This is a genomic window from Pseudomonas sp. R2-7-07 (genome assembly GCF_003852355.1).
Taxonomy (GTDB): Bacteria; Pseudomonadota; Gammaproteobacteria; order Pseudomonadales; family Pseudomonadaceae; genus Aquipseudomonas.
This window is the reverse complement of the sequence record NZ_CP027759.1, coordinates 4,394,053-4,414,348: the sequence shown is the minus strand read 5'-3', so window position 1 is coordinate 4,414,348 and position 20,296 is coordinate 4,394,053. Positions and strand designations below refer to the sequence as shown.

22 protein-coding genes and 1 pseudogene are annotated in these 20,296 nt (G+C 60.2%); 9 read left to right on the top strand and 14 right to left on the bottom strand.

Annotation, left to right across the window (positions count from 1 at the left end; translation table 11 throughout):
* Window positions 1-115: 115 nt before the first annotated feature.
* From C4J86_RS20250 to C4J86_RS27130, 6 genes and pseudogenes are all read right to left on the bottom strand, one after another.
* Entirely contained in the window at window positions 116-586 is a 471-nt protein-coding gene (locus C4J86_RS20250; RefSeq protein ID WP_124371646.1) for a hypothetical protein, read from the bottom strand.
* A 133-nt stretch (window positions 587-719) separates the two neighbouring features.
* Window positions 720-2,129 carry an MFS transporter gene (locus C4J86_RS20245; RefSeq protein WP_124371645.1) on the bottom strand — a complete coding sequence of 470 codons (1,410 nt, stop codon included), beginning with the start codon at window positions 2,127-2,129 and terminating at the stop codon, window positions 720-722.
* A 12-nt stretch (window positions 2,130-2,141) separates the two neighbouring features.
* Window positions 2,142-2,879, bottom strand: a complete 738-nt coding sequence (locus C4J86_RS20240; RefSeq protein ID WP_124371644.1) for an NAD(P)-dependent oxidoreductase — start codon at window positions 2,877-2,879, stop codon at window positions 2,142-2,144.
* Window positions 2,880-2,892: 13 nt separating this feature from the next.
* Complete coding sequence (locus C4J86_RS20235; protein ID WP_124364099.1) at window positions 2,893-3,528, bottom strand: glutathione S-transferase family protein; 636 nt, start codon at window positions 3,526-3,528, stop codon at window positions 2,893-2,895.
* 141 nt (window positions 3,529-3,669) lie between these two features.
* Window positions 3,670-4,098, bottom strand: coding sequence for a DUF6252 family protein (locus C4J86_RS20230; RefSeq protein WP_124371643.1), 429 nt, complete (start codon window positions 4,096-4,098; stop codon window positions 3,670-3,672).
* Window positions 4,099-4,268: 170 nt separating this feature from the next.
* A pseudogene (locus C4J86_RS27130) lies at window positions 4,269-4,352 on the bottom strand (DUF6124 family protein); the annotation flags it as partial.
* A 265-nt stretch (window positions 4,353-4,617) separates the two neighbouring features.
* On the opposite strand from C4J86_RS27130, the gene C4J86_RS20225 reads away from it, so the two are divergent.
* Window positions 4,618-5,763 carry a hypothetical protein gene (locus C4J86_RS20225; RefSeq protein WP_124371642.1) on the top strand — a complete coding sequence of 382 codons (1,146 nt, stop codon included), beginning with the start codon at window positions 4,618-4,620 and terminating at the stop codon, window positions 5,761-5,763.
* A gap of 10 nt (window positions 5,764-5,773) precedes the next feature.
* Here C4J86_RS20225 and C4J86_RS20220 read toward each other — a convergent pair whose 3' ends face one another.
* Entirely contained in the window at window positions 5,774-6,805 is a 1,032-nt protein-coding gene (locus C4J86_RS20220; RefSeq protein ID WP_164487801.1) for a LacI family DNA-binding transcriptional regulator, read from the bottom strand.
* A gap of 212 nt (window positions 6,806-7,017) precedes the next feature.
* Between C4J86_RS20220 and C4J86_RS20215 the strand changes: the two genes are divergently transcribed.
* Together C4J86_RS20215 and C4J86_RS20210 are read left to right on the top strand one after the other, a co-directional pair.
* Window positions 7,018-7,551 carry a gluconokinase gene (locus tag C4J86_RS20215; RefSeq protein WP_124371640.1) on the top strand — a complete coding sequence of 178 codons (534 nt, stop codon included), beginning with the start codon at window positions 7,018-7,020 and terminating at the stop codon, window positions 7,549-7,551.
* Window positions 7,552-7,634: 83 nt separating this feature from the next.
* Window positions 7,635-8,987, top strand: coding sequence for a GntP family permease (locus tag C4J86_RS20210; RefSeq protein WP_124364092.1), 1,353 nt, complete (start codon window positions 7,635-7,637; stop codon window positions 8,985-8,987).
* A gap of 301 nt (window positions 8,988-9,288) precedes the next feature.
* Here the strand turns inward: C4J86_RS20210 and alaC are convergent, their stop codons facing one another.
* Window positions 9,289-10,506, bottom strand: coding sequence for an alanine transaminase (gene alaC / locus C4J86_RS20205; protein WP_124364091.1), 1,218 nt, complete (start codon window positions 10,504-10,506; stop codon window positions 9,289-9,291).
* A 194-nt stretch (window positions 10,507-10,700) separates the two neighbouring features.
* Between alaC and C4J86_RS20200 the strand changes: the two genes are divergently transcribed.
* Window positions 10,701-11,183, top strand: coding sequence for a GyrI-like domain-containing protein (locus tag C4J86_RS20200; protein WP_124364090.1), 483 nt, complete (start codon window positions 10,701-10,703; stop codon window positions 11,181-11,183).
* Between the two features lie 20 nt (window positions 11,184-11,203).
* Here the strand turns inward: C4J86_RS20200 and C4J86_RS20195 are convergent, their stop codons facing one another.
* The 3 genes from C4J86_RS20195 to C4J86_RS20185 are packed head-to-tail and all read right to left on the bottom strand — an operon-like array spanning window position 11,204 to window position 13,220.
* Window positions 11,204-12,412 carry a type II toxin-antitoxin system HipA family toxin gene (locus C4J86_RS20195; protein WP_124371639.1) on the bottom strand — a complete coding sequence of 403 codons (1,209 nt, stop codon included), beginning with the start codon at window positions 12,410-12,412 and terminating at the stop codon, window positions 11,204-11,206.
* The gene (locus C4J86_RS20190; protein WP_124364088.1) at window positions 12,405-12,659 is read right to left on the bottom strand and encodes a helix-turn-helix domain-containing protein; all 255 of its coding nucleotides are present in this window, start codon (window positions 12,657-12,659) and stop codon (window positions 12,405-12,407) included. The genes C4J86_RS20195 and C4J86_RS20190 overlap by 8 nt, the downstream gene beginning before the upstream one ends.
* A 42-nt stretch (window positions 12,660-12,701) precedes the next feature.
* Complete coding sequence (locus tag C4J86_RS20185) at window positions 12,702-13,220, bottom strand: N-acetyltransferase (RefSeq protein ID WP_124371638.1); 519 nt, start codon at window positions 13,218-13,220, stop codon at window positions 12,702-12,704.
* 148 nt (window positions 13,221-13,368) lie between these two features.
* On the opposite strand from C4J86_RS20185, the gene C4J86_RS20180 reads away from it, so the two are divergent.
* The 3 genes from C4J86_RS20180 to C4J86_RS20170 are packed head-to-tail and all read left to right on the top strand — an operon-like array spanning window position 13,369 to window position 15,407.
* The gene (locus C4J86_RS20180; RefSeq protein ID WP_124371637.1) at window positions 13,369-13,788 is read left to right on the top strand and encodes a nuclear transport factor 2 family protein; all 420 of its coding nucleotides are present in this window, start codon (window positions 13,369-13,371) and stop codon (window positions 13,786-13,788) included.
* 42 nt (window positions 13,789-13,830) lie between these two features.
* Window positions 13,831-14,178: a YciI family protein gene (locus C4J86_RS20175; protein WP_124371636.1), complete on the top strand. Its 348-nt coding sequence runs from the start codon at window positions 13,831-13,833 to the stop codon at window positions 14,176-14,178.
* Complete coding sequence (locus C4J86_RS20170) at window positions 14,178-15,407, top strand: RNA polymerase sigma factor (RefSeq protein ID WP_124371635.1); 1,230 nt, start codon at window positions 14,178-14,180, stop codon at window positions 15,405-15,407. Before C4J86_RS20175 ends, C4J86_RS20170 begins: the two co-directional genes overlap by 1 nt.
* Window position 15,408: 1 nt before the next feature.
* On the opposite strand, the gene C4J86_RS20165 is transcribed toward C4J86_RS20170, so the two are convergent.
* Entirely contained in the window at window positions 15,409-16,263 is an 855-nt protein-coding gene (locus C4J86_RS20165; protein WP_124371634.1) for a LysR family transcriptional regulator, read from the bottom strand.
* 88 nt (window positions 16,264-16,351) lie between these two features.
* Here C4J86_RS20165 and C4J86_RS20160 point away from each other — a divergent pair, with 88 nt between their 5' ends.
* Window positions 16,352-16,789, top strand: a complete 438-nt coding sequence (locus tag C4J86_RS20160; protein ID WP_124371633.1) for a multidrug/biocide efflux PACE transporter — start codon at window positions 16,352-16,354, stop codon at window positions 16,787-16,789.
* An 11-nt stretch (window positions 16,790-16,800) separates the two neighbouring features.
* Here the strand turns inward: C4J86_RS20160 and C4J86_RS20155 are convergent, their stop codons facing one another.
* On the bottom strand, window positions 16,801-17,562 hold the full coding sequence (locus C4J86_RS20155) for an SDR family NAD(P)-dependent oxidoreductase (protein WP_124371632.1): 762 nt from the start codon (window positions 17,560-17,562) through the stop codon (window positions 16,801-16,803).
* A gap of 105 nt (window positions 17,563-17,667) precedes the next feature.
* On the opposite strand from C4J86_RS20155, the gene C4J86_RS20150 reads away from it, so the two are divergent.
* Window positions 17,668-18,564 (top strand): LysR family transcriptional regulator, encoded by an 897-nt coding sequence (locus C4J86_RS20150; RefSeq protein WP_124371631.1) that lies wholly within the window; start codon window positions 17,668-17,670, stop codon window positions 18,562-18,564.
* A gap of 13 nt (window positions 18,565-18,577) precedes the next feature.
* Here the strand turns inward: C4J86_RS20150 and C4J86_RS20145 are convergent, their stop codons facing one another.
* Window positions 18,578-20,194 carry an inorganic phosphate transporter gene (locus tag C4J86_RS20145; protein ID WP_124371630.1) on the bottom strand — a complete coding sequence of 539 codons (1,617 nt, stop codon included), beginning with the start codon at window positions 20,192-20,194 and terminating at the stop codon, window positions 18,578-18,580.
* Between the last annotated feature and the right edge of the window lie 102 nt (window positions 20,195-20,296).

Below are 20,296 nucleotides of genomic sequence, written 5' to 3'. Positions count from 1 at the left end.
GGGCCGCTTCGCGGCCCAGCGGGAGCAAGCTCCCTCGCCACAGGTACAGTGTTCGCCCTTAACTGACTGGCATTGGGGCAAGCCCCCTCCCACATTTTTTGTTCAGCTGTGTGGCTTAGATTGCTGCCAGGGTGTCTTTCACTGCCTGGGCCTGTGGAGCAGCCGCCTTCGCCGCTACCTGCTGCTGTTGCTGCTCCTTTAAACGCTCCGCCACTTGCCTGGCAATGGCGTCCTGTTGTTGCTGCGGCAGGGCCTGCACTTGCTCTTCTGTCATCCCCTGATCCTTGAGCAACTGCTCGCGGATACGCTCGGCCGGCGATTTGCTCATGTACTCGCTGAGTTCAGCCCGCGCCCCGGAGGTCGTCGCTGTGGCTTGCAACTGCACGCGGGTCTTGGCGAAGGCCTCGTCGATGCGATCGCTCGCCTTGTCCAGGTCCTTCTGGGCGGCCGGCACCGTCACGCTTTGCTGCGCCGTTTGCAGGGCGCCGCTGTACAGCGCGCTGGCAGCGGCGTTGGCCGGGTCCATGTCGGAGCGCTTGAGCTGTTGGACGGTCGACGCGGCTTGGGTGTCGTTGTTAACCAGCATGATCGGTCACCTGGGGGAATGTTCGGTGTGACAGCTGGAGCAATTAGCATGCCGGGCACGACGTGCCCGTTTTTATTGGGCGCCAAGCCGCCGTCGCGGCAAACACTGGCCCGTCGACGGCCAACTCTTGCCGTCAGTGGGCGATATTCTCCAGTGCCAGGTTACGCGTTCGCGGCCCGAACCAACTGATGGTAATCATCACAATCAACATGCTGCTTGCGATAAACGCCAGCACGCCCGGTGTGCCCAAGTGTTCGAGGATAAAACCGATCAGCAGGCTGCTGAACACCGTGGACAAGCGGCTGAACGAGTAGCAGAACCCTACCGCCCGCGCACGGATATTAGTGGGGAACAATTCGCTCTGATACGAGTGATAGCTGAAGCTCAGCCAGGCGTTGCAGAAGGTGATCATCACCCCACAGAAGATCAGCCCCGCCGCCGTGGTTTGCAAGGCGAACAGGCTGCCGAAGATCACCGCGCCCAAGGCCGAGCCGACAATCTGCCACTTGTTCTCAAAACGGTTGGCGACCTTCACGAACAGCAGCGGGCCCAGCGGATAGGCGAGCGTGATGATAAACGCGTAGAGCAGACTGTGGGTTACGCTGACGCCCTGGCCCGACAGCAAGGCGGGCAACCAGTTGCCAAAGCCGAAGAAACCGATGGCCTGGAACACATGGAACACGATCAGCATCAAGGCGCGACGGCGGTAGGGCGGTTGCCAGATATCGGCGAAACGGCCGCTGCCCTGCACGCTGACAGCCTCGGGTTCCGGCGCATCCAGAGGCTTGCCGTGATCCTTCAGGCAGCGCGCTTCAAGGGTGTCCATGATCGTGCCGGCTTCCTCGAAACGACCTTTCTGCGCCAGCCAGCGCGGTGATTCCGGCAGGCGCTTGCGCAGTTGCCAGATAAACAACGCAAAGACTGCACTGCTGAGCACCACCCAGCGCCAACCGGAGATCCCGAACGGCGCCTGGGGCACCAGCCACCATGACATCAGCGCCACCGCAGGCACCGACAGGAACTGGATGAAAAACGCAAAGGCAAACGCCGAACTGCGCATGCGCTTGGGCACCAGTTCCGACAGATAGGCGTCGATCGTCACCAGTTCAATACCCAGTCCGATCCCCACCAGAAAGCGCATGCAGATAATGCCCAGGGCGGACGTCTGGATGCCCATCAGCACCGTGGCGACGGTGTACCAGATCAGCGCAAAGGTGAAGATCGCCCGGCGCCCGAAACGATCGGCGATGGGGCTCAGCAGGCTGGCGCCGAGGAACAGGCCGAGGAAGGTGGCCGAGGCGAACGCGGCCTGGTCGGAGAAGCCAAATACGCCCTCGTTGCCCGTGTGGAAAATCCCGTCGCTGATCAGGCCTGGGCTGATATAGGCCGTCTGGAACAGGTCATACAGCTCGAAAAAACCGCCGATCGACAGCAATGCCACCAGGCGCCAGATGCTGGCGACGGCGGGCAGGCGGTCGATACGTGCGCTGATGTGGGCGGCGCGGGTCGGGTCGATGCCGTCAGTGGTAGAGCGTGCAGGCATGGGTCAGAACACTCAGTAAGTGATGGGGATTTCAAAGACCTGGAACGCATCATCCACCGGTTGGTAACCCAACACACGTGTGGTTTCGCTCAGGTCCAGGCGCTTGAAGCGATTATTGGAAATGCCATGGGCGACCAGGTGTTTCACATCGCGGGTGTCCACCGCGCACTGCAGCAGTTGCACCGCATCGCGCGGGCTGAGCCACGCGCTGAGGTCGCGGGCGTTGTTCAGGTCCGCGTGCTGGGGAAACTCAAACGCGCCAATGCGCACGGCGATGGTGGAGAGCGGGGTTTTGGCCGCGTAATAGCCACACAGCGCCTCACCGTAGCATTTGGTCACGCCATACAGGTTGGCCGGCATCACTTGCATGTCGGGGGTGATCTCACGGTCTACCGGATAACCTTCGACAGCTTGCGCGCTGCTGGCATATACCAGGCGCTGCACGCCGGCGGCCACGGCGGCCTCGAACAGGTAGGTGGTGGCGAGGATATTATTGGGCAGCAGCTCCTCGAACGACGCATCGGGGTCCGGGATACCCGAGAGGTGTACAACCACCTCGATGTTTTCGAGCAGGCTGGCGAGGACGGATTTGTCGCTCAGGTCAGCGTGCACGAAGCGGTGTTCGCCGAGCGCGAAGTCCGGCTCGACACGGTCGGTCAAGGTGAAGCGGTAGCGGTCTTTCGACGCCTCGAAAAAGGTCTTGCCGATTTTGCCGCAGGCGCCGGTCAGCAGTACGTTGAGTCCGTTCATGGTGTGTCCTTGTTTAATTATGGCCGTCGAGCGCGAAGGTCTTGAAGCCTGCATGCTGTCCGCCGAGTCGTTGATAATACGCCGCGATGGCGGGGTAGGGCGGACGCTCCATGGGCGTCACCTGCCAGCGGTGCACCGAGAGGCCGATCAGGATATCGGCGAGGGTGAATTCATCGCCGGCTACGTAAGCGCCAGTCTTGGCCAACTGTTGTTCCAGAATGCCCATCACGCTGTTCCAGCGTTGCACGGCGGCGGCAATCTGTGTTGCGTCCAGGCCGTCGGGATTGTTACGCACCAGCGCGGTGAACGCATCGCCCCAGGCACGGTTGAGTTCGACCGCTTGCCAGTCGATCCATTGTTCGACGCGGGCCCGTGGCGCGGGCTCGACGGGCAGCAGGTCAGTGCGTTGATAGAGGCCGACCAGGTAGCGGCAGATGGTATTGGATTCCCACAGCACGCCATGGTCGTCGATCAGCACCGGCACCTGGGCATTGGGGTTCAAGGCGAGAAATTCGGGGGATTGGGTGGGCTTGAAGCCGATGCCCCAGTCTTCACGCACGTAGTCGATACCCAGTTCCTGGCAGGTCCACAGTACTTTTCGTACGTTAATGGAGGAGGCGCGGCCCAAGATTTTCAGTGAATGTCCCATGGTGCTTCCTTGGCGATGACAAGGAGTTCAATTTAGCAGAGGCATGGGGTGGGGGGGCGAGGTTCTTGTCAGGCGTTGGCGTTAAGAGCTCTCTGGCGAGCGAAGGGCCCTTAGCGCGTCAAATGAATAAAAAATACTTCTTCAATGTGAAGGGCCAGTCAGATTAACAACACCGTTCGTTATCTTCATTTCCGGTTCACCTTTTTCCATGCCTGGCGCGTTGAAGTTAAACGTCCCCTCCAATAGCGAGTTGGCGAAATCAACACGGGATAGCGTGAAGGTTCCACTATCCGCATAGTAGTTCCATCCAAATTCCGTGTAACTATGATAATAATAGGCAAACACTTTCTTGCCTTGCCCAATGTCGAAAGTTCCACAGGAGATATCTTTATCCAGGTAGATGTATACAGCTCGACCCCTTGATCTGTCGTGGCCAACGATTAAGAATCGGGTAGCGCCCGCGTCTTGAAGAGTCACTGACTCTGAGGTGAATGGGTGGGGGGGAATCGATATATTGCAGCCGATCACACCTTTGACGAATAGCGTTTTATTGGAGGTGGGCGAGTACATGGCAAGATCCTTTTCAGTGAGAATCAAGTGTCAGGAGATATCCTTGACGATGTACTTATAAGGCGCCCACCGGCGCTTGCCTACTGTCAAAGTTGACAGGTAGGGGGCGGAAAAACAGCCATGTTTAGCATGGGGGGGCAGCCCCCTCCCACATTTGACCGAGTAGGGACTTAAGCGCGTGGTGTGTGTTGGTCCATGGCCTTGCCCACCAGCAAGACGCTCAGCTCGCTCAATTGGTGGATGGCCAGGGCTACGTGAGTCAGCCGCTTCCTACAGCCTTCCTACGTGCCCGTGATCGTTCCTACGCCTTGCTTGGTACAGATCATGTGAACGCTTTACGAACAACGACATCCGGGCGTAGAAAATCAATGTGATAGCCATTAGTACGATCTAGGTTTGTAGGTGATATTTGTAGGTAGAGTCTGAAAACATAGTTTTTCAAGTTCTAGCTGTTGCTCTAGTAAAATTCCAAGGCGTAGTTTTTGTACTTCTGGCTTTTACGGTGCAGGAGATGCAGATATGTATCCAAGCAGAAAAGTTATAAGTGCCGCCGAACTGAAACGAGCCCTGACATTAGAGGATCTAACCGACCTCAACCTCGAGCCGCACGCAGTGCGACTATTGCTTGATCAAATTCTCCAAGGCCTGACCTCACGTCATTGGCCTGACCCTCAGTGGCTGGAAGGGCCGCGTGTGGTTTCGGCCCACGATAACTACGGCCTGCTCGGCTACGACACCCGCGAAATTACCCTGGGCAGTGCCCACACCCGGTGGGTTGATGACATCAGCCTGCTGCGAACTCAAACCACCAGTTTGATTCCGGCAGCGTTACAGCGGGCCAGTGAAAACCGCCAGCCTGGGCAGATGAGGCTGTTGGCGGCGCCCGGCATGACATTTCGACGTGATAGCCGTGATCGCTGGCATTGCGCGGAACCGCATCAGATGGACCTGTGGGTATTGGGCGAGCCGCAGCTTGCTGAGCGGGACCAGCTACTGCGCCTGGTGGGAGACATCCTGGACATTGCGGTGCCCGCCATGGAATGGGTGTTCTCGGACAGCCCCCACCATTACACCGAAGGTGGTATCGAGGTGAACTTGATCCTTGATGGAGAACCGATCGAGGTGTTGGAGTGCGGGTGCATCGCCCGGTCGTTACTTGAACGCTTGAATATCGATCCGCACCACCACGGCGGCCTGGCTTTGGGGATGGGCCTGGATCGTTTGACCATGCTGCGCAAGGGCATTCCGGATATTCGACTCCTGCGTGATACCCATCCCCGCGTCAGGGCGCAAATGTTCGACTTGAAGCCGTGGCAGCCGATTTCTCGATTGCCTTCGATTACCCGAGACATTTCTCTTGCGGTGACGCCGGGGCAAAGCGAAGAAGTTATCACTGAGAAGATGCTGCTCGCCGCAGGTGAGGACGCAGCGTGGGTGGAAGAAATGCAGATCAAGGGGCGCTGGTCTCGAGATGAGTTGCCAGCGCAAGCAATCGCTCGCCTGGGGTTGTTGCCTGGGCAAGAGAACATCCTGCTTCGTATCGTGTTACGCGATTGCTCGCGATCCATCGGTTCGCGGGAGGCCAACGCGCTATACGAGCGTATCCAGGCAGCGTTGCACGAAGGCGCAGAGGGCGGCGGCTACAGGCTCCCTCCGTCCGACTAAGCGCGAGCCTTCACGTACTCTCCCGCACCTGCAATTCAAACCCCATATCCACCACCGGCTTGGCGATCCTGTTACCCGCCATGATCGTCAGCAAGTGCTCCGCCGCGCGCCGGCCGATGGCTTCGCGGGGCGTGCTGATGCTGCTCAGGCGCGGCACCATGAAGGAAGAGGCGGGCAAGTCGTTAAAGCCCAGCACCGCTACACGCTGCGGTACGTTGATGCCATGGCGCATGGCTTCGAGCAGGGCGCCCTGGGCCAGGTCGTCGTTGCCGAAGAAGATCGCATCCACATCCGGATGGGCTGCGAGCAGCTGTAAAAACAGTTCGCCACCCAGGCCGACCGACGAAGGGCGCGGGGTCAGCAATTCCAGCGCCGGGTCGTACAGGCCGGCGTTTTGCAGTGCTCGGCGGAACCCCTCACCCCGCAGCAACGTGCGTTGATCCAGTTGCGCGCCGATGTAAGCCAAGCGTTTGTACCCACGGGACAGCAGGTGCGCCGCCGCCGTCTCACCCGCCGCCAACTGCGAGAAACCCACGCAGTTCACGCCGGCATTCGGGTCCAGGTCCATCATATATACGCAGGGCACGTTGCTGGCCTCGACCATCCGTCGCGCGCTTTCGGTGCGGTCGAACCCGGTCAGCAGCAAACCTCGAGGCTGGTAGGCCATGTAGTTGCGCAGCAGGTTTTCTTCTTCGTCACGGGAATAGTGGAAGTTACCGATCAGTACTTCAAAACCCTTGGGCCGCAGCACCTGGTGAATGGCTTCCAATGTTTCGATAAACAGCAGGTTGGACAAAGACGGCACCAGCACCACTACCGAATGGCTCTGGGCCGACGCCAGCGCACGGGCAGCGGGGTTGACCACGTAGTTGAGTTCGGCGGCGGCTTGCTGGACTTTTTCCACCAGTTCGGCGGCGACGGTGCTGATACCGCGCAGGGCGCGGGAGGCGGTGATCGGGCTGACGCCGGCCAGACGGGCAACTTCATTCAATGTGGGGCGACCGGTGGTACGGGTATTTTTATCGTTCTTAGAGGTCATCAGGCGGCTTGCCAAACAAAAATCGAGGCACTAAGGTAGCGCTGTCTCCAAACGGCTGCAAATGCTTGAACGTTGGGTTGCCTGATCCCGTTCAAATGATTGGAGCGGATGCACGCGTCACTCCATAAAAAAAGACAAGACGGCGCGGGAAAAGCCTGTTTTTGCACTAGCCTTACGCTGTGCAAAGGTAGCGCTATCTGCGTCCTGAGGTGTTTATGAGTCAACCTGTTACTGCCCTGGTCATCATGGGTGTTGCCGGCTGTGGCAAAACCAGCGTCAGCGAGGCCCTGTGCCGTCTGAACGGCGCCACCGCCATTGAAGGCGACAGCTTTCACCCCGCCGCGAACATCGAAAAGATGAGCGCCGGCCACCCCCTCAACGACGACGACCGCGCCGGCTGGCTCGACATCCTCTGCGATGAACTGCGCCGTTCGCTCAAGGCCGGGGAGCATCCGGTGCTCACCTGTTCGGCCCTGAAAAAGAAATACCGCGATCACCTGCGCGAAGCCGCGCCGGGGCTGGGCTTTGTATTCCTGGAGCTGACCCGTGAAGTGGCTGCCGACCGCGTGTCCCATCGCCCGGGCCATTTCATGCCGGCCAGCCTGATCGACAGCCAGTTCGCCACCCTTGAATCACCCAAGGGCGAGCCGCTGACCCTGGCTCTCAACGCCAGCGAAGACAGCGTCGAGGAGCTGGCCGAGCAGACCAACACTTGGTGGCTCAAGCACGGCTTTGAACCTAATCACTAATTTTTTGCCGGAAAGATAGCGCTATCCCCGGCAGGAAGTTCAACACCCGCTTTAATAACAACAACAAACAGGAGAGACCCCCCATGTTTGGCATGTCCCACGAGTCATACCTGCTGCTAGACGCAGTAGTCACTATCATCGGGTTGATCATTCTGATCACCAAGTTCAAGGTGCACCCGTTCATTGCACTGATCATCGCGGCCGGTTTCCTCGGCCTGACCTCGGGCATGCCCGTGGACAAGATCATCAAGGCGTTCCAGGACGGTTTCGGCGGGGTGCTCGGCTTTGTCGGCATCATCCTCGCGCTGGGTACCATGCTCGGCAAGATGATGGCCGAGTCCGGCGGCGCCGATCAGATCGCCCAGACGTTGATCCGCGCCTTCGGCAAGGACAAGGTCCAGTGGGCCATGATGTTCGCCGCGTTCCTGGTGGGCATCCCGCTGTTCTTCGAGATTGGCTTTGTGCTGCTGATCCCGCTGGTGTTTATCGTTGCGCGGCGTACCGGTGTGTCGCTGATCAAGATCGGTATTCCGCTGCTCGCCGGCCTCTCGGCAGTGCACGGCCTGGTGCCGCCGCACCCGGGCCCGCTGCTGGCCATCGGCGTGTTTGGCGCGGATATCGGCAAGACCATCCTGTATGGCCTGATCGTCGCACTGCCAACCGCCATCATTGCCGGCCCGATCTTCGGTACGTTCATCGCCAAGTACATTCCGGGCAACCCGTCTCAGGAACTGGTGGATCAACTGGCCCGCGAGACCGATAACAAATCGCTGCCAAGCTTCGGCATCACCCTGGTCACCGTGCTGCTGCCGGTGTTTTTGATGCTGCTCAAAACCTTCGCCGACATCGCGTTCGCCGAAGGCAACGTGGTGCGCAACTGGATGGACATGATCGGTCACCCGATCACCGCGCTGTTGCTGGCGTTGCTGCTGTCGTTGTACACCTTCGGCCATCGCCAGGGCATCCATTCCAAGCAGATCCTCAAACTGCTCGACGCCAGCCTTGCACCTACCGCCGCGATCATCCTGATCATTGGTGCCGGTGGCGGCTTCAAGCAGATGCTGGTGACCAGCGGCGTGGGCGACGTGATTGGCCACATGGCGGTGAATGCGCAGATCAACCCGATCCTGCTGGCGTGGCTGGTGGCCGCGGTGATTCGTGTGGCCACAGGCTCCGCAACCGTGGCAACCATTACCGGCGCGGGCATCGTGGTGCCGGTGGTGGGCATGATCCCAGGGGTTAACCGCGAGCTGCTGGTGCTGGCGACGGGGGCGGGTTCGTTGATCCTGTCGCACGTCAACGACGCGGGGTTCTGGTTGGTGAAGCAGTACTTCAACATGACCGTGGCCGAGACATTCAAGACCTGGACGGCGATGGAAACCATTCTGTCGGTGGTGGCGCTGATCTTCATCATGCTGCTGTCGTTGGTGGTGTAAGCCACACCACTCAACCAATGTGGGAGGGGGCTTGCCCCCGATAGCAGGGTGTCAGCCACTGCATGTGGTGGCTGAGTCACCGCCATCGGGAGCAAGCCCCCTCCCACAATTTTGACCGAGTCGGGCGCTGATCTTTGTCATGCTGCTGTCGTTGGCGGTCTAAGCCACACCCCGCAACAAAAGCTGGAAACCCAATCCATTGTGGGAGGTGGCTTGCTCCCGATAGCAGAGTGTCAGCCACTGCATGTGGTGGCTGATTCACCGCTATCGGGAGCAAGCCCCCTCCCACTTTTTGACCGAGTCAGACCCCGGGTTTTGCTACCAGCCCGTCCGCCCGGAACATCCCGCGAATTCCCCGCACCGCCTGGCGAATCCGGTCCTGGTTCTCGATCAGCGCGAAGCGCACGTGATCGTCACCATACTCACCAAAGCCAATCCCCGGCGATACACATACCTTCGCCTCCAGCAGCAGTTTCTTGGCAAACTCCAGCGAGCCCATGGCGGCATACTGCTCGGGAATCTTGGCCCAGACATACATCGACGCCTTCGGATTTTCCACCATCCAGCCCAGCTCATGCAGACCCTTTACCAGCACGTTACGGCGCTGACGATACTGCTCGGCAATGTCTTTCACACACTGCTGGTCACCTTCCAGCGCCGCAATCGCCGCCACTTGCAGCGGCGTGAAGGTACCGTAGTCGTGGTAACTCTTGATCCGCGCCAGGGCGTTGACCAGTTCCGGGTTGCCCACCATGAAGCCGATACGCCAGCCGGCCATGTTGTAGCTCTTGGACAGGGTGAAAAACTCCACCGCAATGTCCTTGGCGCCGGGCACTTGCATGATCGACGGGGCTTTCCAGCCGTCGTAGACGATGTCGGCGTAGGCCAAATCATGCACCACCAGCACGTCGTATTGCTTGGCCAGGGCGATCACGCGCTCGAAGAAATCCAGCTCCACGCACTGCGCGGTGGGGTTGGACGGGAAGCCGAGGATCATCATTTTCGGCTTGGGGATCGAGCCGCGAATCGCCCGCTCAAGCTCAGCGAAGAAGTCCACGCCGGGCACCAGCGGCACCGAGCGCACTTGGGCGCCGGCAATCACGGCGCCGTAGATGTGAATCGGGTAGCTGGGGTTGGGCACCAGCACGGTGTCGCCCTGGTCCAGGGTGGCCAGCATCAAGTGCGCCAGGCCTTCTTTGGAACCGATGGTGACGATGGCTTCCGACTCGGGGTCGATGTCCACCTCATAACGATCTTTGTACCAACGCGAAATCGCCCGGCGCAGGCGCGGAATGCCTTTGGACGTGGAGTAGCCGTGGGTGTCTTCACGCTGGGCGACGGTGACCATTTTCTCCACGATGTGCGGGGGCGTGGCGCCGTCGGGGTTACCCATGCTCAAGTCGATGATGTCTTCGCCGCGCCGACGCGCAGCCATCTTCAGCTCGGCAGTGATATTGAACACGTAGGGGGGGAGTCGATCTATGCGCGCAAAGCGGCGCGGCGAACCTTGGTCTGCCATTGTTGCCTCGAGGTACGTAAGCGCCCGGAACCGTCCGAGCGACGTCGGCCACTGCGGTGGCATGCGGGCAGACAATACGGTCGATGATGGCCAGTTGTCCAGATGCGTAGGAAAAATTTCCACATGGAGCGCGACTCGGATATGCCCCTATACTCGATGCGGGTTTGTTCCCTCATAAGAAGGAGACTGTTCGTATGGATCAGCAGACAAAACAACCGCTGGAGCCACGCATGGAAGCCGGCAAGGCCATGGTGATCGCCGGCGTTCAAGGGCGCTATTCGAAGGCTACCGTAGGCGATATCCCCAATCTGTGGGAGTTGTTCGACACGTGCATCAAGGACATCAAAAAGCGCGTCGGCGGCGTGACGTATGGTGTTTGCCATAACCCCAAGCACGGCGAATTCGACTACATGGCCGGTGTTGAAGTCCCGACCAAGGGCGATGTGCCGAGCAATTTCCAGTTCATCGAAATTGCGCCGCTCAATTACGCCGTGTTCACGCATTACGGGCCTGTGCGGGCGCTCGAACAGACGTACGAGCGCATCATGTTCGAATGGCTGCCGCATTCGGGCTACAAGGTGATGGGCGCGGATTTCGAGCGCTACAGTGCGGACTTTGACGGGAAAAAGGGCACCGGGACGGTGGAAATCTGGCTACCGGTTGGACAGAAAGCCTGAGAGCCAAAACCGGGGGCGACTCAGCCCCCGAAGCTATTTTGATAACCTTGAGCGGATTGACGTATGGCGCTCGCCACCTCAGGTGCCAACCGGCAGTAGTCATCTTCGCGCTTGAGCACCATTTCAAGGGTCTGCAGCAGCGCCTGGATACGCTCCTCGGGATGTTCGACTTCGCAGGTCCTGGCAAATTCGAGGATGCCCAGGCGCGAGGCGAATAACGATTTATTTCCGCCCAGGTCCAATGCCAGTGAGTCTTCCGGGATGTAAGCGGTGGTGTTCACGATGTCGTAGGCCGGTGCCAACCGCGTATCTGATTTCACCGGATTGCTATAGAGCACGCCGAAATTCTTCAGATGGGCATCGCCATTACCCACGATGCAACTCAGCGCTACGCTATCGAACAATTGGTCCAGCGAACTGCGTTGATGCGCCGGGGCGCAGAACACGCGTACAGCCTTGGCTATGGCGGCGTAACTCTTGGTGTACTTTTGCTCGGCGGACAGGCCCATCAGCGCGGTCATGTCTTCGAAGCCCAGTGGGTTGAGCTGTGCGTCCCGATCGAAGCGCCGCATGATAAACAGCTTATGGTTGCGGGACAGATAAAACGGCGGTACGGGCAGGCCCGCGTCTCGGGCAATGGACATGCACAGGTATTCATTGATGGCCAACCCCGGAAACTCGTCGCGCCCGCTTTTAATGATCAGATCGTCGGTTTTCGAGGTGAATTTCTGTTCGGGCGTTTGTGGTTTTTCCGGCACCAATACTTTGGGTTGCACACCGGAAATACCTGCTCGCAGGATGTAGCGATCCACCAGCTCGACGAACAGATCTTCCGCGCCGTCCCACGCAAGAATTTCGTCGAGGTTTTCTCCGGTTGTGTGGGGGCTGTTACGATGGATCAGCTCGTTCACCTGTTCAGAAGATACGAAAACCCGACCGATTGGCGCGCTGCTTCCCGAGAGCGCCAACAGCAACATCGGGTCGACCTTCACCGTTTTGGCGAGGCGATTACGCAGTTGCTCCAGCACGTAGCCTTCGGGCAAATTCATCTGAAAGATAGGGTGCAGGTCCCGGCGACGGTATTCTTCCGCGCGGACGGGCATCGACAGGCTGATTGCGCTGTCGGCTTTTGCGTTATCGCTATACCGGAACAAATAGTCTTGAGCACCGACCAGCACGCTGCCGCTGTCCCCTTGAGGCGTATGAACGCGTAGCGTGGGGCTATTCATTGAACAAGTCCTCCAGTTCCTCCAGGGTCGGCAAGGTCACAGGCACCAATTTGAATTCGCTGCCCAAGGCGGCAACCACCCGAGCATAGGCATTCATCGAGACCGAGAGGCTGCCTTTTTCGATTTCGATCAGCTTTTGCCGGGTAATTCCGGCCAACTTCGCCAGATCCACCTGCTTATATCCGCGATTCAAGCGCATGGTGCGCAGCTGGACGCCGAGTCGTTGAGTAATTACAGAAGTGTCCATGTCGCGTATACATTACTTTGCTGTTATTAAGTTATGTATACGTTACATTTTGGCGTTGTCAACACCGGGCTGACTAAACACCCATCTCAACCTGCGCTCATACCCAATCCTTCCCCTGTAAGCCTCACCGCTATCCACCCAACCGGCTGCCAGATACAACCCCATCGCCGCTTCATTGTCCGCATCCACCGACAATTCCAGTGCCCTGATCTGCGGCCACGCCTGTAGCGCCACCTCGGGCAGCGCCTGCAAACAGGCTTTGCCAAACCCACGACCCTGCTGATGCCGATCGACCTGCAACGCATGCAGCGTCGCACTGTGTTCGTCGGCCCAATGGGGCAGGCAAGGTGGGCGTTTGAGGAGCAGGAAGGCTACCGGCCGCTCGTCGGCGAGCAGGGCGAAGCCTTTGATAGCGTCGGGGTTGGGGTTGACCAGCAGGCTGTTCAGCGCGCAATAGATATCACCGGAATATGCCAGTTGTTCTGGATTGACTTCCAGGCCGTCGAGCTGCTGTTTTTGTACAGCATTCAGCGCCTGATAGGGGACGAGGCGGGTGTCCATGTGCGGCATATCCGAAATCCTACAAAGAGGGGCGGATTCTAGCGTTTTTGCCGGAGGCGACATTATTTTTGTGCGGACTGTCGATTTGCCTGCAGCGCGTTCGACTAAGGGTGTCTTCCGTATTTTCCAACCCCAAGGAGTCATCGCCATGAGCACTGCCATCAACAGCCTGATCGAGCAATGGAAGCACGCCGTCGTCAGCCGTGATGTCGATAAGATTGTCAGCTTTTACGCCGACGATATCGTCTCGTTCGACGCCGTGACCGCACTGCAATTCAAGGGCAAGGCGGCCTACCGCGCGCACTGGGAGGCGTGCATGGAGCATTGCCCCGGCCCGGGTATTTTCGAGTTTCATGAGTTGCACATCGTGGAGGCGCAAGAGACCGCGTTTGCCCATTGGCTCGCCCACTGTGGCGGCGCCGGGCCGGATGGCGAGGTGAAGGCCTGCTGGATGCGCGTCACTGCCGGCTATCAGCGTATCGACGGTCAGTGGAAGGTGGTGCATGAACACTGGTCGGCACCTTTCGATATGCAAAGCGGCGCTGCGCTGTTCGACCTCAAGCCTTGAGCGTTGCGGACTATAGTCAGTCATCCGAACACGGAGAACGCCATGAAATACCTGTGCCTGATCTACAGCAACGAACAGGTGTTGCACACCTCGCCCGACAGCCCGGCTGACACCGAGTGTTTCGCTTACGCCGAGGCGATACAAAAAAGCGGCCGAATGCTCGCCGCCGAGCCGCTGGAGTCGGTCAGCACCGCCACCACCGTGCGCATGCGCAATGGCAAGCTTTCGATCACCGACGGCCCCTTTGCCGAAACCAAGGAACAGCTCGCCGGGTTCTACCTGATCGAGGCCAAGGATTTGAATGAAGCCATCCAGGTGGCGGGTGGCATTCCGGCAGCGCGGGTCGGCAGTGTGGAAGTGCGTCCCGTGCGTGAATTGAACCTGGCGTGATGACGCATAACCTGCAGGTCGAGCGTATTTACCGCAGCGAATCACGCCGCGTACTCGCGACGCTGATTCGCCTGCTCGGTGATTTCGACCTGGCCGAGGAGGCCTTGCACGAGGCATTTTTCGTCGCCGTGCAACGCTGGCCCCACGACGGCATACCGGATAATCCACGGGCCTGGCTGGTGTCGACCGGACGCTTCAAGGCCATTGACCGCTTGCGTCGCCAGGCGCGGTTTACCCCGTTGTTGCAGGAGCAGGCGGATGCGCTGGAGGCGGCTGACTGGAGTGCTGAAGACGTGGAAGACGACCGCTTGCGCCTGATCTTCACCTGTTGCCACCCGGCCCTGGCGGCCGACGCCCAGGCGGCGCTGACCTTGCGCGAAATCTGCGACCTGAGCACCGAAGAAATCGCCCGCGCGTTTCTCGCCACGCCGGTCACCATCGCGCAACGCATCGTGCGGGCAAAGCACAAGATCCGTGACGCGAAAATTCCCTATCAAGTGCCGTCCCTGGCCGAGTTGCCAGAGCGCCTCGACAGCGTGCTGCGCGTGATTTACCTGGTGTTCAACGAGGGCTATTCGGCCTCCACCGGCGCCGACCTCACGCGCGAAGACTTGACCCGCGAAGCCATTCGCCTCGGCCGTTTGCTGATGGAGCTGTTGCCGGAGCCCGAAGTCATGGGCCTGCTGGCGTTGATGCTGCTGCATGAATCGCGTCGGCCGGCGCGCACTTCGGCGAGCGGTGAACTGGTGTTGCTGAATGAACAGGACCGCTCGCTGTGGGACGCGTCCTTGATTGCTGAAGGTTGCGCATTGGTGGAACACGCGCTGACGACACCGCGCTTCGGGCCGTATTGCCTGCAGGCGGCGATTGCCGCCGTACATGCTGAGGCGCCGAATGCAAAGGCAACCGACTGGCCACAGATAGTCGGGCTCTACGATGTCTTGCTTCGGGCCGTGCCGTCGCCGGTGATCGAGCTGAACCGGGCAGTGGCAGTGGCGATGGGGCAGGGGCCGTTAGCGGGCCTGGCGCTGGTAGATGGCATTCTGCAGCGCGGTGAGTTACAGGATTACCACTTGGCGCATTCGGCGCGGGGTGAATTCTGCCGACAGTTGGGGCGGGTTGATGAAGCGCGCGCCGCCTATGCGCGGGCGCTGACGTTGACCCGGCAAACCCCTGAGCAGCGCTTCCTCGAACAGCGGCTGGCCGAACTCCAAGCCCATCAACAGTGACTCACTCGAGCATCTTGCCCAGCAACCAACTGCCCGCCGGCCCCGGTGGGTTCTGTCGCGACCACACCGCATCCACCGCCACCGAGCGGGGCCAACTGCGCACCTTGAGTTCGACCAATTGCCCACCGCCAAAACGCTCCACCAGCCAGCGCGGAATCGGGGCCCAGCCGAAGCCCAGTTGCGCCATCTCCATCAACATCAGGTAACTGGGGGCCGACCATACGCGCTGGGTGCCGCGGTTTTCATTGGGATTGATGATGCTCGCCAAGCGCAACTCCCGGTGCAGCTGCAGCGTCTGCGGGTGAACCTTGGCCAGGCTTGCCAACGGGTGTTTACGCGCGACGAACAGCGCGATTTCGGTACGTTCTTCAACGGGGGCAAACGTCAGGTCCGGCGGGTAAACCTCCTGCTGTTCGATAAATGCGATGTGTGTGCGGCCACTTTGCACCAAGGCGATCAAGTCTTCGCATTCAGCGATCAGGCATTCCAACTCAAGGTCCGGGTAGCGTTGTTCAAAGGCGCTGAGGGCAACCTCGAAGTGGTCGGACTGGTAGGTATCGGACATGGCGATACTCAGCTTCGGCTCCAGCCCCTGGGCCAGTTGGCTCGCCGCCAACTCCAGCCGGCTGCTGGCCTCCAGCACCTGCTCCGCGCGCTGCAACAACACCTGGCCGGCCGGGGTCAGCGTCGGTTTGCGGCTGCTGCGATCGAACAGCACCACGTCCAGATCAATCTCCAGGCTCGCCACCGCCGCGCTGATGGTGGATTGGCTCTTGCCCAGCTTGCGTGCCGCCGCAGAAAACGAGCCTTGGGTCGCCGCCTGGACAAACGCCTGGAGCACTTCATGGGACGCCATGCGTATCGCCTTGATCGATGGTTATTCGTTATGAAGTATCGGCTCAAGGGGTAATCATGGCAACCATCGTCCTTCACGGAGCCGGGTCATGAACCCTACCAAATCGATGACTGAACGCGTTCTGCAAGCCCTGGGTTTTGAGGGTTTGGCTTTGTTGATCTGTACGCCCTTGCTGGTCTGGGTGACCGGCCGGCCGGCCCTGGAAATGGGCGCGGTGACCCTGGGCATCAGCTTGCTGGCGCTGAGCTGGAACGTCATTTTCAACAGCGTCTTCGACCGCCTTAAAGTGCGCCTGCAACTGCCCGGCGGCGGCTGGACGCGGGTGCTGCACGCGCTGCTGTTCGAAGGTGGCCTGATCCTGCTGGCGGTGCCCTTGATTGCCGCCTTGATGAAGATCAGCCTGTTGGACGCCTTCATCCTCGACATCGGGGTGCTGCTGTTCTTCCTGCCGTACACCTACGTCTATCACTGGGGCTATGACGTGATACGCGAAAGGATTGCCAGCAAGACCCCGATTTCCCTGTGAGCGCCAGGCGCCTACAGGAACATGCCGCCGGAAGCCTCAATGCGCTGGCCGGTGATCCAATGACTGCCATCGGCCAGCAGCAGCGCGATGGCGCCGCCAATGTCGTCGGGTAAACCGGCGCGGCCCAGGGCGGTGTTGTTGGCGACCATGGCATTGATGTCAGCGTTGTCGCGCACCGCACCACCGCCGAAGTCGGTTTCAATCGCGCCGGGGGCTAGGATATTGACGCTGATGCCACGCGCGCCCAGTTCCTTGGCCTGGTAGCGGGTCAGCACTTCCATCGCGCCTTTCATGGCCGCGTAGGCGGCGTAGCCCGGCAGGCTGAAACGCGCCAGGCCGCTGGACACATTGAGAATGCGCCCACCGTCGCGAATCAACGGCAACAGCTTCTGTGTGAGAAAAAACGGTCCCTTGAAATGAATCGCCACCAGTTGGTCGAACTGGGCTTCGGTGGTTTCGGCAAAGCTTGCATGCAGGCCGATACCGGCATTGTTGATCAGAAAATCAAAGCGGTCCTGTGCGAAAACATCCTTGAGCGCGCCGGTAACTTCAGTGACGAAACCTGCGAACGTCGCGCTCTGGCTCACGTCCAGTTGCAACATGGCGGCGCGGCCGCCCAGTTGTTCGATCTGCGCCACTAACGCCTGGGCCTCGTCGGCCTTGCTGTGGTAGGTGCCGATGATATCGACGCCCTGGGCGGCCAGGTGCAGTGCAGCGCTTTTGCCCAAGCCGCGGCTGGCGCCGGTGATCAGTGCGATTTTACGTGTGGTCATGCTGCAGTCCTCTGAAGTGATGGTGGGACTGAGTGTATTTGTCCGGTCATGACGTGATAAACAGAGCGATACCGGAATCACTGGCCGGATAAGGCGAACAATCCCATGAATAAACTGGAGCTGCTGCGCACGTTCGTGCGTGTCACCGAACTGTCGAGTTTCACCCAGGCTGGCGAGAGCCTTGGCTTGCCGCGCTCCACCGTGTCCGAGCAGGTGCGGGCCCTGGAGGAACTGCTCGGTGCGCGCCTGTTGCAACGCACCACGCGCAGGGTGCAGGCCACCCAGGACGGCCGGGTGTTGTATGAGCGCAGCAAGGATTTGCTGGCGCATATGGAGGAACTGGAAGGGCTGTTCCGACAGGACGAAACCCAATTGGCTGGCAGCATCCGGGTGGACATGCCCAACGCGATGGCGCGCACCTTGATCGTGCCCAACTTGCCCCCGTTCATGGAGCGGCATCCGCTGATCGACATGCAGATCAGCAGCTCGGACCGCCAGGTGGACCTGATCGCCGAAGGCTTCGACTGTGTCGTGCGCGTGGGCGCCCAGCCCGATCAAAGCGTGGTGGCGCGGCGGGTGTGCAGCCTGCCCATGGTCAACTGTGTGAGCGCGGCGTATGTGCAGCGCTACGGCAGGCCCGAAACCCTGGCTGACCTTGAGCACCATCAACTGGTGCATTACGTACGCCCGCTGGGCGCACGCTCGGCGGGGTTCGAATACGTGGAGGGCGGTAAGGTGCAGCGGCTGCCGATGGCCGGGCGCGTGACCGTCAACAGCACCGATGCGTATCAAGCGGCGTGCCTGGGGGGCTTTGGCATCATTCAAGTGCCACGCCTGGGCATCTGCGAATTGTTGGGCAGCGGCGAGCTGGTGGCGGTGCTGCCGGATTACCCCGCGCCGCCGCTGGACGTGTCATTGCTCTACGCCGGCCAGCGGCATTTGCCCTTGCGCGTGCGGGTGTTCATGGAGTGGCTGGCGGCCACGCTGCACGCGCATCTCTAGAGGCGAACGTGGCTCAGAACAGTTGCGTGAACAGCCAGTAAAGGCTGCCCGACAACACAATCGCCGCCGGCAACGTCAGCACCCAGGCCATCAACAAATTGCGGATGGTGCGCATCTGCAAGCCGCCGCCGTTAGCTACCATGGTTCCCGCCACACCCGATGACAATACGTGGGTGGTCGACACCGGCAGACCGAACATGTCGGCCGCGCCGATGGTCAGCATCGCCACGGTTTCGGCCGAGGCGCCTTGGGCGTAGGTCAGATGGGTCTTGCCGATCTTCTCGCCCACCGTCACCACGATGCGCTTCCAGCCAACCATGGTGCCAAGCCCCAGGGCAATGGCCACCGCGATCTTGACCCACAGCGGGATGAAGCGCGTGGCGCTGTCGATCTGTTGCTTGAACAGCTGCAGCTTGTCTTGGGTGTCGGCGTCGAAACCGCCGACCTTGCCCTTGTCCATCAAGCGAATGGTTTCGCTGGTCAGGTACATGTCGTTACGCACGTTGCCCACCGCTTCAGCCGGTACTGCGGCCAGGGAGCCATAGCCTTTGACCTCGGCACCGATATGGCCGGTGATGGCGGCGAGGGCGGGCACCAGTTCCGGTGTGGCTTCCTTGGTACGTACATAGGTCGACAAGGTTGCGCGGGAGTCGGCGGGTGCCGGCTGCGGTACCGCCTTCACCAATGCGGCCTGGGTTACCTCGGCGACCGCCGCGAATTGCAGCGACTGATCGGCGGGCATGGTGCGGTTCAGCGCGTAAGCCATCGGCAGGGTGCCCACCAGGATCAGCATGATCAGGCCCATGCCTTTTTGCCCATCGTTGGAGCCGTGGGCGAACGACACACCGGTGCAGGTCACGATCAGCATGCCGCGAATCCACCATGGCGGCGGCGTATCGCCTTGGGGCGCTTTATACAGCGAGCGGTTTTTCACGAAGGCGCGCAGGGCCAGCAACAGCAAGGCGGCAAATGCGAAGCCGATCAGCGGCGACAACAGCAAGGCGTAGCCGATTTTGGTGGCCTGGCTCCAGTCGACACCGCTGGTGCCGTCGCGGCCATGCATCAAGGCATTCGCCACGCCCACGCCAATGATCGAACCGATCAGGGTGTGGGACGACGACGCCGGTAAACCCAGCCACCAGGTGCCGAGGTTCCACAGGATCGCGGCGATCAGCAGGGCGAAGATCATGGCGAAGCCGGCCGATGAACCCACCTGCAGGATCAGCTCGACCGGCAGCAGCGCGATGATGCCGAACGCCACCGCACCGCTGGAAAGCAGCACGCCGAGAAAGTTGAAAAAGCCCGACCACACCACCGCGAAATGCGGCGGCAGCGAGTTGGTGTAGATCACCGTCGCCACCGCGTTGGCGGTGTCGTGAAAGCCGTTGACGAATTCGAAGCCCAGGGCGATCAACAGCGCCACGCCGAGCAGCAGGAACGGTGTCCAGGTGGTAACCACCGTGCCCAGTTCGTGCATGTCATGCATCAGGCTATAGGCGGTGAACAACAGGCCCATGGCGAGTACGGCGAAGAACATGATCACCGTCACCAGGCCGGGTTTGGTGTCCAGGCGGGGTGCGGAGGCGGTGGGTGAGGCGTGGGGCGAGGCAGTCAGGGAAGGGGTGGCCATGCCGGAGCATCCAGTGTAGTGAGGATGTCGCCTATGATCATTGCAGAATGTTACAAAGATGCTGCGGCAGGTCAGTGTTTAAGGGATATGCGGGTGCCGCTG

Excerpts from the sequence above, each read along its gene's own strand:
- C4J86_RS20250 (WP_124371646.1), bottom strand. The coding sequence starts at position 586 with ATGCTGGTTAACAACGACACCCAAGCCGCGTCGACCGTCCAACAGCTC.
- C4J86_RS20245 (WP_124371645.1), bottom strand. The coding sequence starts at position 2,129 with ATGCCTGCACGCTCTACCACTGACGGCATCGACCCGACCCGCGCCGCC.
- C4J86_RS20240 (WP_124371644.1), bottom strand. The coding sequence starts at position 2,879 with ATGAACGGACTCAACGTACTGCTGACCGGCGCCTGCGGCAAAATCGGC.
- C4J86_RS20235 (WP_124364099.1), bottom strand. The coding sequence starts at position 3,528 with ATGGGACATTCACTGAAAATCTTGGGCCGCGCCTCCTCCATTAACGTA.
- C4J86_RS20230 (WP_124371643.1), bottom strand. The coding sequence starts at position 4,098 with ATGTACTCGCCCACCTCCAATAAAACGCTATTCGTCAAAGGTGTGATC.
- C4J86_RS20225 (WP_124371642.1), top strand. The coding sequence starts at position 4,618 with ATGTATCCAAGCAGAAAAGTTATAAGTGCCGCCGAACTGAAACGAGCC.
- C4J86_RS20215 (WP_124371640.1), top strand. The coding sequence starts at position 7,018 with ATGAGTCAACCTGTTACTGCCCTGGTCATCATGGGTGTTGCCGGCTGT.
- C4J86_RS20210 (WP_124364092.1), top strand. The coding sequence starts at position 7,635 with ATGTTTGGCATGTCCCACGAGTCATACCTGCTGCTAGACGCAGTAGTC.
- alaC (WP_124364091.1), bottom strand. The coding sequence starts at position 10,506 with ATGGCAGACCAAGGTTCGCCGCGCCGCTTTGCGCGCATAGATCGACTC.
- C4J86_RS20200 (WP_124364090.1), top strand. The coding sequence starts at position 10,701 with ATGGATCAGCAGACAAAACAACCGCTGGAGCCACGCATGGAAGCCGGC.
- C4J86_RS20195 (WP_124371639.1), bottom strand. The coding sequence starts at position 12,412 with ATGAATAGCCCCACGCTACGCGTTCATACGCCTCAAGGGGACAGCGGC.
- C4J86_RS20190 (WP_124364088.1), bottom strand. The coding sequence starts at position 12,659 with ATGGACACTTCTGTAATTACTCAACGACTCGGCGTCCAGCTGCGCACC.
- C4J86_RS20185 (WP_124371638.1), bottom strand. The coding sequence starts at position 13,220 with ATGGACACCCGCCTCGTCCCCTATCAGGCGCTGAATGCTGTACAAAAA.
- C4J86_RS20180 (WP_124371637.1), top strand. The coding sequence starts at position 13,369 with ATGAGCACTGCCATCAACAGCCTGATCGAGCAATGGAAGCACGCCGTC.
- C4J86_RS20175 (WP_124371636.1), top strand. The coding sequence starts at position 13,831 with ATGAAATACCTGTGCCTGATCTACAGCAACGAACAGGTGTTGCACACC.
- C4J86_RS20170 (WP_124371635.1), top strand. The coding sequence starts at position 14,178 with ATGACGCATAACCTGCAGGTCGAGCGTATTTACCGCAGCGAATCACGC.
- C4J86_RS20165 (WP_124371634.1), bottom strand. The coding sequence starts at position 16,263 with ATGGCGTCCCATGAAGTGCTCCAGGCGTTTGTCCAGGCGGCGACCCAA.
- C4J86_RS20160 (WP_124371633.1), top strand. The coding sequence starts at position 16,352 with ATGAACCCTACCAAATCGATGACTGAACGCGTTCTGCAAGCCCTGGGT.
- C4J86_RS20155 (WP_124371632.1), bottom strand. The coding sequence starts at position 17,562 with ATGACCACACGTAAAATCGCACTGATCACCGGCGCCAGCCGCGGCTTG.
- C4J86_RS20150 (WP_124371631.1), top strand. The coding sequence starts at position 17,668 with ATGAATAAACTGGAGCTGCTGCGCACGTTCGTGCGTGTCACCGAACTG.
- C4J86_RS20145 (WP_124371630.1), bottom strand. The coding sequence starts at position 20,194 with ATGGCCACCCCTTCCCTGACTGCCTCGCCCCACGCCTCACCCACCGCC.